At 42.4% G+C, this 15,283-nt stretch carries 12 protein-coding genes, 1 tRNA gene and 1 riboswitch; of the genes, 9 read left to right on the top strand and 4 right to left on the bottom strand.

Annotation, left to right across the window (positions count from 1 at the left end):
- Positions 1 to 308 precede the first annotated feature (308 nt).
- Complete coding sequence (locus JK628_RS17475; RefSeq protein WP_337249429.1) at positions 309 to 1,241, top strand: tetratricopeptide repeat protein; 933 nt, start codon at positions 309 to 311, stop codon at positions 1,239 to 1,241.
- Positions 1,242 to 1,674: 433 nt separating this feature from the next.
- The gene (gene aroG / locus JK628_RS17470) at positions 1,675 to 2,727 is read left to right on the top strand and encodes a 3-deoxy-7-phosphoheptulonate synthase AroG (RefSeq protein WP_202286216.1); all 1,053 of its coding nucleotides are present in this window, start codon (positions 1,675 to 1,677) and stop codon (positions 2,725 to 2,727) included.
- A 245-nt stretch (positions 2,728 to 2,972) separates the two neighbouring features.
- Here aroG and JK628_RS17465 read toward each other — a convergent pair whose 3' ends face one another.
- Together JK628_RS17465 and JK628_RS17460 are read right to left on the bottom strand one after the other, a co-directional pair.
- Positions 2,973 to 4,169 carry a M56 family metallopeptidase gene (locus JK628_RS17465; protein WP_202286215.1) on the bottom strand — a complete coding sequence of 399 codons (1,197 nt, stop codon included), beginning with the start codon at positions 4,167 to 4,169 and terminating at the stop codon, positions 2,973 to 2,975.
- Positions 4,166 to 4,543, bottom strand: coding sequence for a BlaI/MecI/CopY family transcriptional regulator (locus tag JK628_RS17460; protein ID WP_202286214.1), 378 nt, complete (start codon positions 4,541 to 4,543; stop codon positions 4,166 to 4,168). The genes JK628_RS17465 and JK628_RS17460 overlap by 4 nt, the downstream gene beginning before the upstream one ends.
- A 258-nt stretch (positions 4,544 to 4,801) precedes the next feature.
- Between JK628_RS17460 and JK628_RS17455 the strand changes: the two genes are divergently transcribed.
- Together JK628_RS17455 and JK628_RS17450 are read left to right on the top strand one after the other, a co-directional pair.
- Positions 4,802 to 5,449 (top strand): hypothetical protein, encoded by a 648-nt coding sequence (locus tag JK628_RS17455; protein ID WP_202286213.1) that lies wholly within the window; start codon positions 4,802 to 4,804, stop codon positions 5,447 to 5,449.
- 321 nt (positions 5,450 to 5,770) lie between these two features.
- Positions 5,771 to 5,969: riboswitch (cobalamin riboswitch) on the top strand.
- A 120-nt stretch (positions 5,970 to 6,089) separates the two neighbouring features.
- Positions 6,090 to 7,940: a TonB-dependent receptor domain-containing protein gene (locus JK628_RS17450; RefSeq protein ID WP_202286212.1), complete on the top strand. Its 1,851-nt coding sequence runs from the start codon at positions 6,090 to 6,092 to the stop codon at positions 7,938 to 7,940.
- 219 nt (positions 7,941 to 8,159) lie between these two features.
- Here JK628_RS17450 and JK628_RS17445 read toward each other — a convergent pair.
- Positions 8,160 to 8,235, bottom strand: a tRNA-Phe gene (locus JK628_RS17445).
- A 235-nt stretch (positions 8,236 to 8,470) separates the two neighbouring features.
- Between JK628_RS17445 and JK628_RS17440 the strand changes: the two genes are divergently transcribed.
- From JK628_RS17440 to JK628_RS17430, 3 genes are read left to right on the top strand one after another with little or no spacing between them, the layout of a single operon-like run.
- Entirely contained in the window at positions 8,471 to 10,648 is a 2,178-nt protein-coding gene (locus tag JK628_RS17440; RefSeq protein ID WP_237524045.1) for an efflux RND transporter permease subunit, read from the top strand.
- The gene (locus JK628_RS17435) at positions 10,638 to 11,360 is read left to right on the top strand and encodes a hypothetical protein (protein ID WP_202286211.1); all 723 of its coding nucleotides are present in this window, start codon (positions 10,638 to 10,640) and stop codon (positions 11,358 to 11,360) included. Before JK628_RS17440 ends, JK628_RS17435 begins: the two co-directional genes overlap by 11 nt.
- Positions 11,351 to 12,409, top strand: coding sequence for a 3-oxoacyl-ACP synthase III family protein (locus tag JK628_RS17430; RefSeq protein ID WP_202286210.1), 1,059 nt, complete (start codon positions 11,351 to 11,353; stop codon positions 12,407 to 12,409). The genes JK628_RS17435 and JK628_RS17430 overlap by 10 nt, the downstream gene beginning before the upstream one ends.
- 77 nt (positions 12,410 to 12,486) lie before the next feature.
- On the opposite strand, the gene JK628_RS17425 is transcribed toward JK628_RS17430, so the two are convergent.
- The gene (locus JK628_RS17425; RefSeq protein ID WP_202286209.1) at positions 12,487 to 13,251 is read right to left on the bottom strand and encodes an outer membrane protein assembly factor BamD; all 765 of its coding nucleotides are present in this window, start codon (positions 13,249 to 13,251) and stop codon (positions 12,487 to 12,489) included.
- A gap of 122 nt (positions 13,252 to 13,373) precedes the next feature.
- Between JK628_RS17425 and rluD the strand changes: the two genes are divergently transcribed.
- Positions 13,374 to 14,345 (top strand): 23S rRNA pseudouridine(1911/1915/1917) synthase RluD, encoded by a 972-nt coding sequence (gene rluD, locus JK628_RS17420; RefSeq protein ID WP_202286208.1) that lies wholly within the window; start codon positions 13,374 to 13,376, stop codon positions 14,343 to 14,345.
- Entirely contained in the window at positions 14,345 to 15,091 is a 747-nt protein-coding gene (pgeF, locus tag JK628_RS17415) for a peptidoglycan editing factor PgeF (protein WP_202286207.1), read from the top strand. The genes rluD and pgeF overlap by 1 nt, the downstream gene beginning before the upstream one ends.
- Positions 15,092 to 15,283: the final 192 nt, after the last annotated feature.

The raw sequence follows: 15,283 nt of genomic DNA, 5'->3' as shown, positions 1-15,283 counted from the left end.
CTTTGTAACGTTTTTATCCAAGTCGATTCGTTTTTCTTACTATGCTTATAGGTATGATTTTTTGCGTTGAGAGCGTTATGAAATTCATTCCTTTAGTTCTATCATTTCCGCTTCTATTCTTGCTTCAAGCTTGTAGCTCGACTAGCGGGCCAAGCCTTCAGTATGAGCTTGAAAGCTATTATCATGATGAGCATTTCAATATACCTAACGATTTACCCTCTGCGGAAAGCATATTTTCTCTAAGTGAAAAAGACATAACTCGAGTTAGAAATGAGGCTAATAGAGCTAAGCTATCAAAATCGAGCACTATGACGCATCAATGGTTAGCTAATTATATAAATGCTCAAGAGGGTGGTTTTCGTTATGCCGATAATGTGACTCGCTCTGCTAGCGATACATTTGGCGACCGCGAGGGTAACTGCTTGTCTCTGGTGCTACTAACGGCCGCTATTGCACAACAACTGGGTGTGAGAGTTGAGTATCAAGAGATTGATATTCCGCCGGTATGGGATCAGCAGGGAGGGTTATATTTGGTCAATGGACATATTAATCTAAAACTATTGCCGCAAGAGAAGGGCCACATATTGAATGTTTCTGCCGGTGCTATTCAGATCGATTTCTTACCGGAGCGTGCCATGCAAGGGTACGATAAACACCGGGTTAGCCGATCTATGGTTACTTCGATGTTTTACAATAATCTGGCTGCTGAAGCGCTGGTAAAAAGAGAGTATGACAAGGCCTACGGATTACTTAAACTGAGTTTACAGCAAGATAACCAGTTTTTGCCCGCTATAAACACCCTAGCCGTGTTGTATCGATATAAAGGCTTACCAGATGAAGCTGAAGCCTTGTATAAGCTGGCTTTAGCGATAAACCCAGAAGATATGAACGCGCTGTATAACTATGCGATTATTCTCGGCGAGCAAGATAGACTCGACGAGTGGGCTGGAGTGCACAAAGTTATGGAGCTTGCCCGTATTAGAAACCCTTATTATTACTATGGTATGGCGCAGCAAGCGTATTTTGATAGAGAATATCAGCTGGCATTAAGATGGTACCGACGAGCGATTGAGAAAGCCGATTACCGCCATGAATTTTATTTCGGACTTTCAAGGACCTATTGGGCTACAGGTGACGAACGACGGGCTGAAGTTAATATGAGAAAAGCATTATCGCTAACAAACGATAGCAACAGTAAGCGCCGATACCAGTCAAAGCTTCATGCGATGAAGAGCCACTAGTCACACTACTTCATCCTGCCCATTCATTATAGATACGTCATTTACGGCGGGATTTAGCCTACTCAATTTATCTAGCTAAATATGCGGTGCCATTGTCGCAGAACGGCCGGCAAGCATGTCTTTTCTATTGCTACTATCGATTCAATTAAGCTTGAGCTGCACAGTCATTAGCTGAGTGTAGTGATGTTTGAGTGCATTATGGTGCCTTGAAAAGAATAACCTGATGTTTAACGGGATTGAATGGGCTATATATGAATGAAACTAATGTAAAAGTGTTTTGCTAAGTCTTTCTAAAACATGTGCTTAAATTTATTTATTGTTATTTTTGATAACTTGATTGCAATGTGAAGAGATACTGGATAAATTGAACTCAGTATCGCAATTGAGAGTCCCATTTTTATTTTTCATACGCTAGACGGAGCGCAGTATTACCATGTATTACCAAAATGATGATGTTCGAATTAATAAGATCAAAGAGTTGTTACCTCCAATTGCTATCTTGGAGCGATTTCCGGCAACAGAGAACGCATCAGCGACCGTATTTAATGCGCGTGAAAGCATCCACAATATTTTAGCTAAAAAAGATGACCGTCTGTTAGTGGTTATTGGTCCTTGCTCTATCCATGATCCGGTAGCAGCGGTTGAATACGGTAAGCGTCTTGTGGAGTTACGTAAGCAATATAAAGATCAGTTAGAGATTGTCATGCGAGTCTATTTTGAAAAGCCTCGCACGACTGTCGGCTGGAAAGGCTTAATCAACGATCCAAATATGGACAATAGTTTCAAACTAAATGATGGCCTGCGCACAGCACGAAAGCTATTGCTGGATCTCAATGATATGGGCTTGCCTGCAGCGGGTGAGTTTCTTGACATGATCACTCCCCAGTATGTGGCTGATCTAATGTGCTGGGGCGCAATTGGCGCCCGTACCACCGAATCACAGGTGCATAGAGAACTCGCTTCTGGTCTCTCTAGTCCGGTTGGTTTTAAAAATGGCACTGATGGCACGATTAAAGTGGCTATCGATGCGATTGGCGCAGCAAGTGCTCCACACCACTTCTTATCTGTGACTAAATTCGGGCACTCTGCGATTGTTGAAACCAAGGGTAATCCTGATTGCCATATCATTCTCCGTGGTGGTAAAGAGCCTAATTATAGTGCTGCGCATGTGGCTGAAATTAATCAGCAGCTGGATAAAGCAGGCTTAGCTAACAACATTATGATCGACTTTAGCCATGCCAACAGCCGCAAGCAATTTGCATTGCAGATGTCTGTCGCTGACGATGTTGCTGGGCAAATAAGTGCTGGTGAGACGTCAATATTTGGTGTGATGGTTGAAAGTAACTTGGTTGAAGGCCGTCAAGATCCAGTTGAAGGGCAATCGCTTTGTTATGGTCAGAGCGTCACTGATGCTTGTATTGGTTGGGATGATACCGAAAAAATGCTTAGCGTGTTGAACCAGAGTGTTCTAAACCGCCGAAAGTAATAATGTAAACCACGTTTGGTTATATACATATAAGCCTAGTGTTCGCACTAGGTTTTTTTATGGGTGGAATTTAGTCAATGCGACTATCCAGTTGTGCTAGTTGAGGTTTGATGGAAAGTCATTCGGCCATAGAAAGTTAATTGTTTTTCAACGACAAAAAGAGCGACATGGCTCTTTGTTTGATAAACTCCATTAGCCGATAAGCTAATTGGTCTATGTTATTGTCATTGACCCTAAGCCAGAGCTTATTTCGAGGTCACTTTGATCCGTTCAATATCACTTGTGGGTGCTTCAATAACAAAGTCGAGCTGTACCATTGAGCCTTTAGCACCCGTTTTAGACTCTTTGTAACGCCACTTTTTAAGTGCTTCGGTCGCAGATGCATCAAACATAGCAGTCGGCGAAGATTTGATCACTTTGATATTATTAACTTCGCCTTGTGGGCTAATATCAAACTGCAATACCACAAAACCATTCTGGTTAGCTTTTACTGCGGCAGCTGGATATACCGGTTCTATTCTAATCACCGGGTGAATATCATTACCCTTATCATCACCAGCTAGCACCTGTTGATTGAGTAGAAGACTGCTTAAACCAAGTGTAATTGTGAGTCCCAATACTGCCAATCCACTTTGGCCTTTCTGTCGGGTTTTCATTTGCATTATACGCTCCTTGAGTATGTGTTTATTTCCATAGTGTGTGTGCAAAAGTCCGTGATTAGCTTGTTGTGAGTAAGCTAAAAGCATTTTGCTGTAAATTATTTTCTCTTCCTTATTGAGTGTTTCAGTAACCTCTGCATCACAGGCTAACTCTTGGTCATCTCTAAATCGTCGATAGGCTAGCCAAAAGAGTGGGTTAAACCAGAAAATGGTCAAGATCCCGTAGGCTAAAAGATTGCAGGGTAGATCGAATCGCTTATGGTGGTACTGCTCATGCGCGATAATTGAATGCTGTTTTAATTGGCTAAGGCTGAGAAAGTTAGTCGGAAGGATAATTCTGGGATTAAAAAAACCGACTAACATTGGCGATAGCACCTTTGGGTGGCTATAGGTGGGTAAGTATGAATCCAACTTTTCTACTTTTTTAGCGGTTAGCAGTAACTTCTTCAGATATGTCCCCTGTAGAAATAATGTCAGACTCATAAGGATAAAGCCTAGCACCCAAATAGCGATTAGCGTTTGACTGTACCAAGTAGACTCACTCTGAGTTATCGCTTTGCCCGCTTTGATACTGTAATACGCTATCTGGTTTGATTGCACTGGTAAAAAGTTGCTAGGCAAATAATTGGCTAACACTGAACTGATTAAAACCAGTGGTAGCATCATCCATAAAGAATAGGTCTTATGGGCACCTAGGTGTTTTTGAAAAGCACTATGTCCAACTAGTAATATGCCGCAAACAAAGCTGAGCAACACAGTTTGTTGCAAGAGCCAGAGCATCATGAGTGATTCTCCTCTTGCCAGGTATTGATTAGCTGTTGTAACTCCTCAATATCCTCGGAACTCAGCTTATTTTCACGGGCGAAACCCGCTACCAAAGGAGCTACTCGACCGGAGAATAACCTTTCAATAAAGGACTCACTCTCCTTTAGTTGATAGTCACTTTGATCAATTAAAGGCCGGTATAAGTACGAACGCCCCTGTCTCTCAAATCCAATTGCTTGTTTTTTAACGAGTCGATTCAGCAGAGTTTTGATGGTCTTTTCATGCCAGTCATTACTTTGTGCCAATTGTGCGACCACTTCACTGGCACTCATTGGCGAATTTTGCCAAAGAATATTGAGCACACTGAGCTCTGCATTACTTATCTCTTTCATGAATAGCCTCGATTACATTTGTAATTTCACTTAGGATTACAAATGTAATCATAAGATGCAAGTTTAAATGTAAAGTAATTGCTTTTGGTTTACTTGGTTGTAACATCTGTGATTGTGATTGTGATTGTGATTGCGTTGGTCGTTATGCCTTAGGGACGAGGATTGTTTTTTTGCTACAGATAATCTTTTATGTACCACTTTATGGTGAGTAACGATAGAATGGCGCTAATTAATACCCTAAACAAGGATTGTAACGGTATGAAAGTAAGTCAGCTCTGTTATTGGGCTTCCTGTTCAGTACTTTTTAATTTCAGCTTTTGTCTGAATCTGTATGCATCTGACGATGTAGATATGACGATAGACAAAATATCTAAACGCTTGCCTATTTTTAGCCAAAAACTCAGCTTTTACCTCCCTAATGGTTGGAAGTTAGCTTTCTCACATTTAGAGCATGGTATGTTTACCGCAGAATTCCTACCTAAAAATGAAGAGTTACGCAATTGGGCCTCAATGGTGTGCATTCAAGGTTTCAAAGGTTTATCTGACAATATTGAGCCGGTGGACTTTCTCGATACGATGGCAGAAACTTATCGTGAGAGCTGCCACGGTGAGGTGTTGTATCAACGTGTCGAGGATGAGTTCATTAATGATCATCAGACGGCCAGTGCGATTATGGGGTGTACTCGAATGCCCAATACTCATCTCAATGAGTTACCTGCCAATGTGTATAAAGAGCCAGAACATCTAGGTGAAATCGGCCATTACACTGCGGTAAAAGGAGAAGAAGATCTTTACCTTATTCATAAGTCTATAAGGGGAAGGGAGTTTACTTCAACATCAGCACCGCTTGAAAAAACTAATTATCGTGAGTTTATGTCAGCGATAACGCCTTTTAAGTTAAATTAACTGATTGCGCTCAGTGGCATTTTTATAACACTGGCACTGAGCTAATTGTTTCTGTTATCACATCTTAATGTACAGAATGTATCTCCTACCTTGCAGGATCTCTAAAATAGTATGAATAGCTCAGACTAAAGGATTAGCCTGTATTTATCGTTAGCCCGCTGCTTTTTCTTTATCAACCCCAAGCCACGATTCAATATTTGTCATCTAAGCTAGAACAAATCACTTTTTGATAAGTTAGACTTTTAACCGTATAGACGTCTATAATGCGCGGGTTCAGTAACAACGGATGTTATTACTGGGTACAAAAAATTAAAAAATAACTAACTAGTCAACTTTATTGGTGCCTTCACTTTCAGCTTAATTGTTGGGTAAGGATAATCGGGAAGTCAGTTAAATTCTGGCACTGCCCCCGCAACGGTGAATGGTGAGAGACAGGCGTATTAAAGCTTGTACTCGCATATCGATAATCAAATCGGTATAGAACCTAAGTCCGGAGACCGGCCCGTAAAGTGATTTCGATGATTTCGGCGGGCAGATCTCGAAGTGCGATAATGTGCAAATGTAGCGATGGAGTCTTGGCGCTTAACCCTTTGTCATTTCGTGACGCATTGCCCCGTTTTCCTTTAGGAGTCAAGGGTAAATGGGTACTAAACCATCTAAAATTGCGTTGCTTATCAGCGGCGTATTCAGCTTAACTGCATTGCCAACAATGGCAGCAGAATCTAATCAATCAGTTACTATCGATGACATTATTACTGTGACTGGCACTCGTTTCGATCGAACTAGCGATCAGCAGCTTACGGTTATTAATACCATTGAGCGTGAAGAGATTGAACGCCTTAATCCCAAGTCAGTCGCAGATGTATTAGAAGCGCTGCCAGGCGTTAGTGTTGCGCGTAATGGTGGTGCAGGACAAAATACTTCTATTAGCTTACGTGGGACAAATTCAAGCCACGTTTTAGTGATTATCGATGGAGTTAAGGTCGGTTCTGCGACATTGGGTAGCGTGAGTTTCAATAGCTTGTCTCCAGAAAGCATTGAGCGTATTGAAGTTTTGAAAGGTCCAAGAGCGTCAGTTTGGGGCAGCGATGCAATCGGTGGAGTGATCCAGATTTTTACTCGCCAACTTAAAAATGATGAATGGTATGTTGGTGCTGAATATGGCAGTAACGATTACATTCGTGGTTCTGCCGGTGTTGGTATGGAACATGGTGAGGGCAGCAGCACATTATCTGTGAACCGTGAGCAATCAAATGGCTATGATGTTTATCAAGGTGTGGACGCAGAGAATGATGATGACGGTTATAGCCGTACCTCGATAACACTCAAAGGTTCACAGGCGCTGACTCAGCAATGGCAAGCATTGTGGAGTGGCCAATACGATAAGGGTAATACACAGTACGATGACAAATATGGCAGTGGCGGGGCAGATGAGTCTGACTTTGCCAACTATATTTGGAATTTAGGAACACAATACAGCGGCGAAAAACTGACCAGTAAATTATCGGTCAATCAGTCTCGAGATTATAACGAGAATTTTCGTGGTGATAATAAAGATTTAGCTATTGCTGAGTTTGAAACGATGCGTAAGCAAGTTAGCTGGAGCAATCAGTACCTTGTTGCTGACGGCCTAAACCTTAACGGTGGACTAGATTGGTCAAATGAGGCGGTGCTTGGAGATTATGCTCAGGATGAAAGAGATACTCTTGGCGCGTATATATTGATTGCTAAGCAGTGGCAGCAGTTACTTGCTGAAGTTGCGGTTCGCTATGATGATGTTGAAAGCATCGAAAGTGAAACTACTTATAACGTCAGTCTAGCGTATCAGTTTGATGCTCATTGGCGCTTATCAACGACTACCGGAACAGCGTTTAAAGTGCCTACTTTTAATGATTTGTACTGGCCAGATTCTGGTAACCCTGATCTACTATCTGAAACATCGACAAGCTATGATTTGACGCTAAATTATAGCCGTAACACTGTTAGTGCCTATGTTAGCGTATTCAAAAATGACATTGATAACCTGATTGCGTGGGCGCCTACTGGCGAAATTGATGATGATGGTTGGGATATCTGGAAGCCAGCCAATGTAAACAATGCAGAAATTTCAGGTGTTGAGTTCTTTACCAAGTTTTCGTTATTTGGCCTAGAGCATCAATTTGCCTATACCTACCTTGATACAGAAGACAAAGTGACAGAAGAGTCGCTTATAGGGCGCAGTGAGAATGAATTTAACTATAGTTTAAGCTACCAATGGCAAGATTTTGATCTGCTAGCTAGCTATCACTACCAAGGCAAACGCTATGCGGGATACGAGCAGTATTTAGATGCTTATCATCAGTTAGATTTGGGTGTTGGTTATAAAGTGTCTGACAACTGGCAGCTGCGCTTAAAAGCCAATAATGTGTTTGATGAGGATATTGTCTCAGTGACTAATTACAATAGCCCGGGTCGAGAGCTATTTTTCAGCGTGAGCTATAGCGTGCTTTAAATAGGCGATAGTCGAGGCATTGACTTAATTGATGTTAAAAAGCCAGTCTCAATGGGACTGGCTTTTTGTTTTCTATATTTGCTCTGAGCAAGATCATGCTGCTTACTAGCAACTAGCAGATACAAAAAAACCTCGCAAGGCGAGGTTTGATGTTGAGTGCTTAAGGTCTTAACTTGCCTTAGACTCTGGTTTAAATGTTGCTACACCTAAACTAAATATTGGTGCCCGAACCCGGAATCGAACCAGGGACACGAGGATTTTCAATCCTCTGCTCTACCGACTGAGCTATTCGGGCAACGGGCGCTATTAAAAGGCTTTTACCGATTTGAGTCAACCCATTTTTGCTAAATAGGGCTTTTTTTTGTTTACACGTTGAATTATCCAGCGTTTAGCTGCAGAACTGAACAATTAGTCAAAAGTGAGAGTGTGTGGTTAATATGGTGTGTTGTTATCTAAATGTGAATATTATTGGGGTTTCAACGGTCTTGTATCTACACACCATTGAATAATGAATTATTAGGGAGAGCTGCTTGGGGTTGCATACTCGTACTGTTTGGGCTGTTCAGCGTCACCCATTAGCGCTATTTGTCAGTATCATCTTTCTGAGCCTGCTGTCACTTTTCGGTCTGCATAGATTGAACCTTGATGTTAATTTTAGTGATTACTTCTCACCGACAGATCCTCAGTTTGTCGCGTTTAAGCAGATGAACAATAGTTTTGATCGCCATGACCAGTTATGGCTGCTGCTAGAAAGGGAGCAAGATTGGCGAGAAGTGGCGCTGTCGCAGCCTCTTCAGAATTTTGTAGAGCAGTTGGAAGGCAATCCTAATGTATTAAGTGTGCAGGGCTACAATCAGTTTCTTCAAGGCGATGCGAGAACCGAGAGGATCCTTAACTATAAAAAGCACCCGCGGTTGGCGTCGGTGTTGTCAGAAAATGGCCAAGCAATACTGTTACAGTTAAAACTAAACGAGGCTGAGTCAAAAGCCTTTGCCACACGTAGTTTGTGGTTGATGAGTACCCTTGATGACATCAATGCTGAAGCACATGCCTTTTGGCAGCCAGTGAAGGTAAATAGCTACCTTAATGGTACACATGCATTAAATTGGCAGTACGCCAAAGTATTGCGCCATGACTTGCTTTGGTTTGCACCGTCATTATTGGGCATTATATTTTTAATGGCGATGCTATTTATCAGGCAGAAAATGTGGATTGCCGCCTTATGCCTTAATTGTGTCATCACTCTTATTTTGACCTTAGGCATGGCGGCTTGGTTACAACTAACGTTGGCAGCAATTAGTGCCTTTGTGCCGGTGATTATAGTGACACTAGCTTTGGCGTATGCGTCTCACCTCTATTTTGCTTGGCGAGGTGCCATCAAGCTTGGCAAATCAAACTTGCAAGCACTAGAGCAAAGTGTGAGCGTCAATCAAGCGCCACTGTTTTACTCGACCCTGACCACCATATTTGGTTTCTGCTTATTAATGTTTAGCCCATCGCCGCCAATACAGAGCTTTGGTTTGTTGGTGGCATTTGCCGTTTTGTGTAATTACCTATTAAGTCTGACAACATTAATTTACTTTGCCGGTTTTTCTAAGCCAACCAAACAGATTGGGGTAAACTTTGGTTCGGTGCTATCACTAGCTCAAAATAATGTTAAAAGACCAAATTCAGTCATTTTTGGCATTGTACTGTTGAGCATACTTTCACTAATGAGCGTATCAAAATTAACCCTCAATGATGACCCTTTGGGTTACTTCGAATCTAATAATCCTTTCACACTCTCTAGTCAAAAAATGCGGCAGTACTTTGCTGGAATAAACTTGCAGCATTATGTAGTGAGTAGTAAATCGGGCGTGCGGCTAGATAAGGTTGAATTGACGTTTATCTATAAGTTTGCTCGTTTTTTAAAAGCACAAGCTGAGGTCAATAAGGTTCAGCACCTTGGCGATTGGGTTAAAAGTGCTGGTATTGGTCAGAACCAATTTAAGCGATTGTTATCTGAAAACTCTGTGGAACAGTTGCGGTTGCAGAGCGAGCTAGCTCAGCTTAAAAATGCCAGCTTAGTCACCCTGTATTTGGTGCCAATGACGGCGATGGAGTTAGTGGCTTTCGAAGCCAAAGTAAAAACTTGGTTAGATACCAACGCTGGAAGTGTCGATGTTAGTCCGCCTCTTGGGAGTAACCTTCTATTTGCTCATCTGAGTATCGATAATGCTAATAATATGTTGATGTCGTTTGGGGTAGCATTGCTGGCATTAGCTGCATTATTAAGTATGTTGAAACGTTCATTTATCTTTGGCTTGATGGGGTTATTACTTAACTTCTTACCCTTACTGTGGGTGTTTGCCCTATGGCAGCTCAATGGCGGCTTTATTAGTCTAGGTACCGCGGTTGTATTGGGAATGATGTTGGGGGTTATTGTCGATGATACTTTACATTTGATGCTTAAGTTACCGAGCAAGGATGGTAGTGACAACAATAACGCTATGATGTGGGATGCGCTGAGTAAGGTGTTGCCAGTGATTACATTTACCACGCTAACCATCGCCTTAGGTTTTGCTATTGGATTGATGTCTGATTTTACGCCGATCTCTCAATTAAGCTTACTCTCTTGTTTAGTGGTGTTATTTGCTTGGGGCTTTGATGTGTTGATGTTGCCTGTGCTTTATCAGCGTTGGGTGTTAAGGAAAGAACATGCAGAATAAGGTGCTAACTCGCTGTTTCCCACTTAAGGCTACTACGGGATTTCCAGTTACGTTGTCAGCGAATAGTCAGCGTATTATGCGCTGGCTTGCTGATGCTCAATACAAACCTGTGCAGTTTAGCGATATACAAACAGATGCAATGAGTCGCTTGCTTCCGCTATTGCTATGCGGTGAACAGTCGGCACAACTCGTGTTTAACGGCGAGATCCAGCGTTTAGCCTCAGAGCAGCAATATTCATTAGTGGCCTGCTTACAAGATGTCGAAGCAGACGAGCACCGTCATGACATTGCGCTGCAGCATGTGGCGCTTGCAGTAAGTCAATTGCCCGAATTTACTCTAGTGCAAAGAAAAGCAAAGCGCTTTTATGCTCACTTGGGGCGGGTTAGCAGTTACAGTGAACACTTTGTCCGAATTTCCATATTAGATACCTGTGTCACCCATATCATGCAAGCGTTTGAGCATTGTCATTTAGGTGATGAACATCGTTTCTCACAATTGTGTGGTTTAATTAAAAAAGATGAAGCAAAGCATGTTTACGTTAGCCGTAAACATGCACTTGCACTCGGGGCAACGTTGGAACAGTTTTCTTATCAACATGAGTATGTACTAAGAGACTTAATGAAGTTGTTACAGACTCAAGGCGATGCGTTTGAGTCCATGGGGGTCTGTTTAGATAGGTTGAATCAAAAACTGGAGACTAAATGGCGGTAAAATTTGCTAAGCACTCACTGCGTTTAAAAGGAATTGCTCACGCCTTACCTCATGCAACCATTAATAATGAGGTGCTGCTTGAGAAACTCAAAAATAAATGCGGATTACTGACGGCGAGAAAAGCTAAAGCTATCGCTCGTAGAATGGGTATAGATGGGCGACATTTGACTCGTGATCTTAGCGTGGCTACGAGTGCGCCATCACCGACGAGTATCGAGTTGAGTGTACAAGCACTAAATGCAGCGCTTACCGCGGCAAAGGTTGAGATGCATCAGCTTGATTATTTACTTTCCCATACATGCACACCACATACTCAAGTACCACCGAATGCCGCATGGATAGCAGATAAGCAGCAATATCACGGTCCCTATTTAGAGTTAAGGCAAGCTTGTACTGGTTTTGCAAATAGCCTGCAGATAGCGTCGAGCTTTTGTGCAGTGAATCAACAGCCAGTGGCTATTATTGGTTGTGAGACCGGGTCGGTTTATTTTGATATGGATAATCAATTCATCGATACCGAGCAGTTAGTCAATTTTGTGCAAATGGGCGACGGTGCCGCAGCGGCAGTAGTGGCACCTCTTGAGCAAGCAATTGATCGCTCGGGTATTATTTCTGATATCTATCTAGGCCATATAGGAGTCGGTAAAGATTCTGGTTTCTACCTCGACGGTGGCTCTAATGATGTCGGCAATAAACAGATGGCTCGTTTTCACCATAATACAGCAGCAGTAAGAAAGCAGGGAAGCCAGTTGTTTGAGCTTGGTTTAGCGGCTTTGCAGTCAAAAGGACACCACCTTGATGATTTTCGTTTTATTTTGCCTCATCAGGCGAATGGTCATATTGACAAGTTATTAGCTGGTGCACTTGGTATCGAAGCTAGCCGTGTTATCAATGATGCTAAATTACTGGGTAACCTGGGATCGGCGGCAATATGGGTAAGCTTATCTCGACTTATCAATTCAGGCGTACTAGCAAAGGGCGACAAAGTGATGGTATTGGGAGCTGAGGCGACCAAATACTTATACGGTGGGTTTGTTTATCAACATTAGTCAATCAATTGTAATAAAATAAAGGCCTCATTTGAGGCCTTTATTTTCTATAACGAGTGATAAAACACTGTTATGAATTACTTTTTTGCGACTAATTTATTGCTTGGGAAGTTAGCTTGCATGACCATAAGTGTATGCTCTTTAAGCTTATCTTGCCCTAATTCACCATATGCTTCTGACATGATCTCCAAGGCTCTTTCAGTTGACGGTGTACCTGGGTAACCTTCCATCACTAGCTGGGCGCGAATAGCTGCTGCACTCCATGCATTCATTTTTATATAGTATTCAGCTACCTTGATCGAGTAAAGTGCCAGTCTGTTTTTTAAGTGTTGCATGCGTTTTTGCGCATCTGCTGCATAGCTACTGTTTGGATAAGACTTAATCAGTCTGTCAAAATCCTTAAATGCATCCTGTGCAGCTTTGGGATCACGATCAGATCTATCGATATTTAACATGTCGTGAAAAAGGTAACGATCAGACTGCATATTGACAAGACCGCGCATATAATAAACGTAATCAATGTCTTTATGTGTTGGGTTTAATCTAATAAAACGGTCGATGTTAGCAATACCTGAAGCTGGATCATCAAGCTTGTAGTAAGCAAATATTAAATCGAGTTGGACTTGCGTTTTATGAGGTCCAAATGGAAAACGGGAATCCAAAGCTTCTAAAGAACGAACTGCTTTGCTGTAATTCCCCAGCTCCATAGAGGTTCTTGCTTGAGAATAAAGCACTTCAGGCGAACTTTTGATCATAGCAGGGTCTTCGCCCTGTTTACTACTACAGGCCGTAACAGCAAGCGAAATTAGGACTACAGCAACACTTTTGGCAAATTTATGCATACTTGAATTCGATTCTTTTAAAGTTATAGTTATGAATTTTTCCATTTTACGATAAAATAGAAACAATCCGATTGTAACAGATAGTAAACATTTTTGGACCCCGAAACGTGGGTACGGTTCATATGACTCAAGAGATTAAACTAAAAAGCGAGATAACATCAATACAATCAGGGCAAAGATTAGACCAGACTCTGGCTGATTTGTTCCCTGATTACTCGCGAACACGCATTAAAGAGTGGATTCTGTCCGGTGCAGTCAGCATTGATGGCACTGTTACTGATAAACCCAGAGTGAAAGTTCTGGAAGGTCAGGACATCGTCGTAGATGCGACGCTGGAAGAGGAAACATCCGCAAAAGCCCAAGCTATCGACCTAGATATTATTTATGAAGATGACCATATTTTGGTTATCAATAAGCAAGCTGGTCTAGTTGTACATCCTGGTGCTGGTAATCAAGACGGTACCTTAATGAATGCATTGCTGCATCATTGCCCTGGTATCGAATTGGTACCGCGTGCAGGTATTGTTCATCGTTTAGATAAAGACACCACAGGTTTAATGGTTGTGGCTAAAACGGTTGAAGCGCAAACTCATTTGGTGACTGCACTGCAGGCTCGTGAGATCACGCGTGAATACGAAGCGATTGTTCAAGGTACTATTATTGCTGGCGGTACCATCGATGAGCCTATCGATCGTCATCCAACTAAACGCACACATATGGCTGTAGTGCATAATGGTAAACCTGCGATGACGCATTACCGTGTAGCTGAAAAGTTCAGACTGCATACGCGTTTGCGCCTTCGTCTAGAATCGGGTCGTACGCACCAAATTCGTGTACATATGGCTTACATGGGCCACGTGTTAGTTGGTGATCCTGTTTATGCTGGTCGACCGCGTCCTCCAAAAGGGGCTGCACCTGACTTTTTCGAAACTTATATGGCTTTCAGACGACAAGCATTGCATGCGATTCGACTTGAACTAGCACATCCTTTCACTTGTGAAGTGATGAGCTGGCGCGCGCCTATTCCAGAAGACATGGTGAAGCTGACTAAAGCACTTCGTCAAGATACTATAGATAATCCACCTGTTATTTAATGACAGATGCTTTCGATGAGAAACAAGCTTGGTTTATTCCTAAGGGAGTAAACCTGGCTTTCTCGACTCGCCAAGGCGGGATAAGTCTTCCTCCATACGATAGCTTAAACCTCGGTGCACATGTTGGCGATGAACCTACTTGTGTGACTCGTAATCGACAGAACATCGAACAACGTCTGAACCTGCCTGTAAGCCCTGCTTGGCTTGAACAGACTCACAGTATTAACGTTGTAAATGCCGATAATAGTCAAACCCATCATGCTGATGCTAGCTATTGTAATAATAGCAACCAGGTGTGTGTGGTGATGACAGCAGACTGTCTGCCTATTTTGCTGTGCGATAAAAGCGGCACTGAAGTCGCAGCAGTGCATGCTGGCTGGCGCGGATTGTGTGATGGCATAATTGAAGCCGCAGTCAACAAGTTTAGCCATTCCCCACAAGACTTGATCGCATACTTAGGTCCCGCTATTGGAGCTAAAGCTTTTGAAGTTGGCTTTGAAGTGAAGCAGCAATTTGAGGCAAAGCACGCCGAAGCTCAAGATTGTTTTGTGCCAACGAGTGAACATCTTAGTGATAAATACTTAGCCGATCTTCATGGTCTGGCAAAACTTAGATTAACCAAGCTGGGTATAAATACCATCTTTGCCGATAAGCGTTGTACGCTAACCGATGCTGAATCGTTTTTTTCCTATCGCCGAGATGGTGTTACAGGCAGAATGGCATCATTTATTTGGCTTGAAGCGTAAACCTTGACTTGAAATTGCTCGTTTAGCCCCCATCTTTTAGTTATCAGATGCTTTACTGTCTTGTAGAGCAAATCAATATATCTTGTTTGTATCAAAGCGTGAATGGAGTCAGTCTTTCTATTCAGAGTTGCGTGCTCGATGCACTCCATGCATGTCCCTGTTACAAAGCTAACGCTGGATTCAAGTAATAAG

The sequence above is a fragment of the Shewanella sp. KX20019 genome (assembly GCF_016757755.1).
Lineage (GTDB): Bacteria > Pseudomonadota > Gammaproteobacteria > Enterobacterales > Shewanellaceae > Shewanella.
The sequence above is the reverse complement of the archived record's forward strand: the minus strand, read 5'-3'. Positions and strand labels throughout refer to the sequence as shown.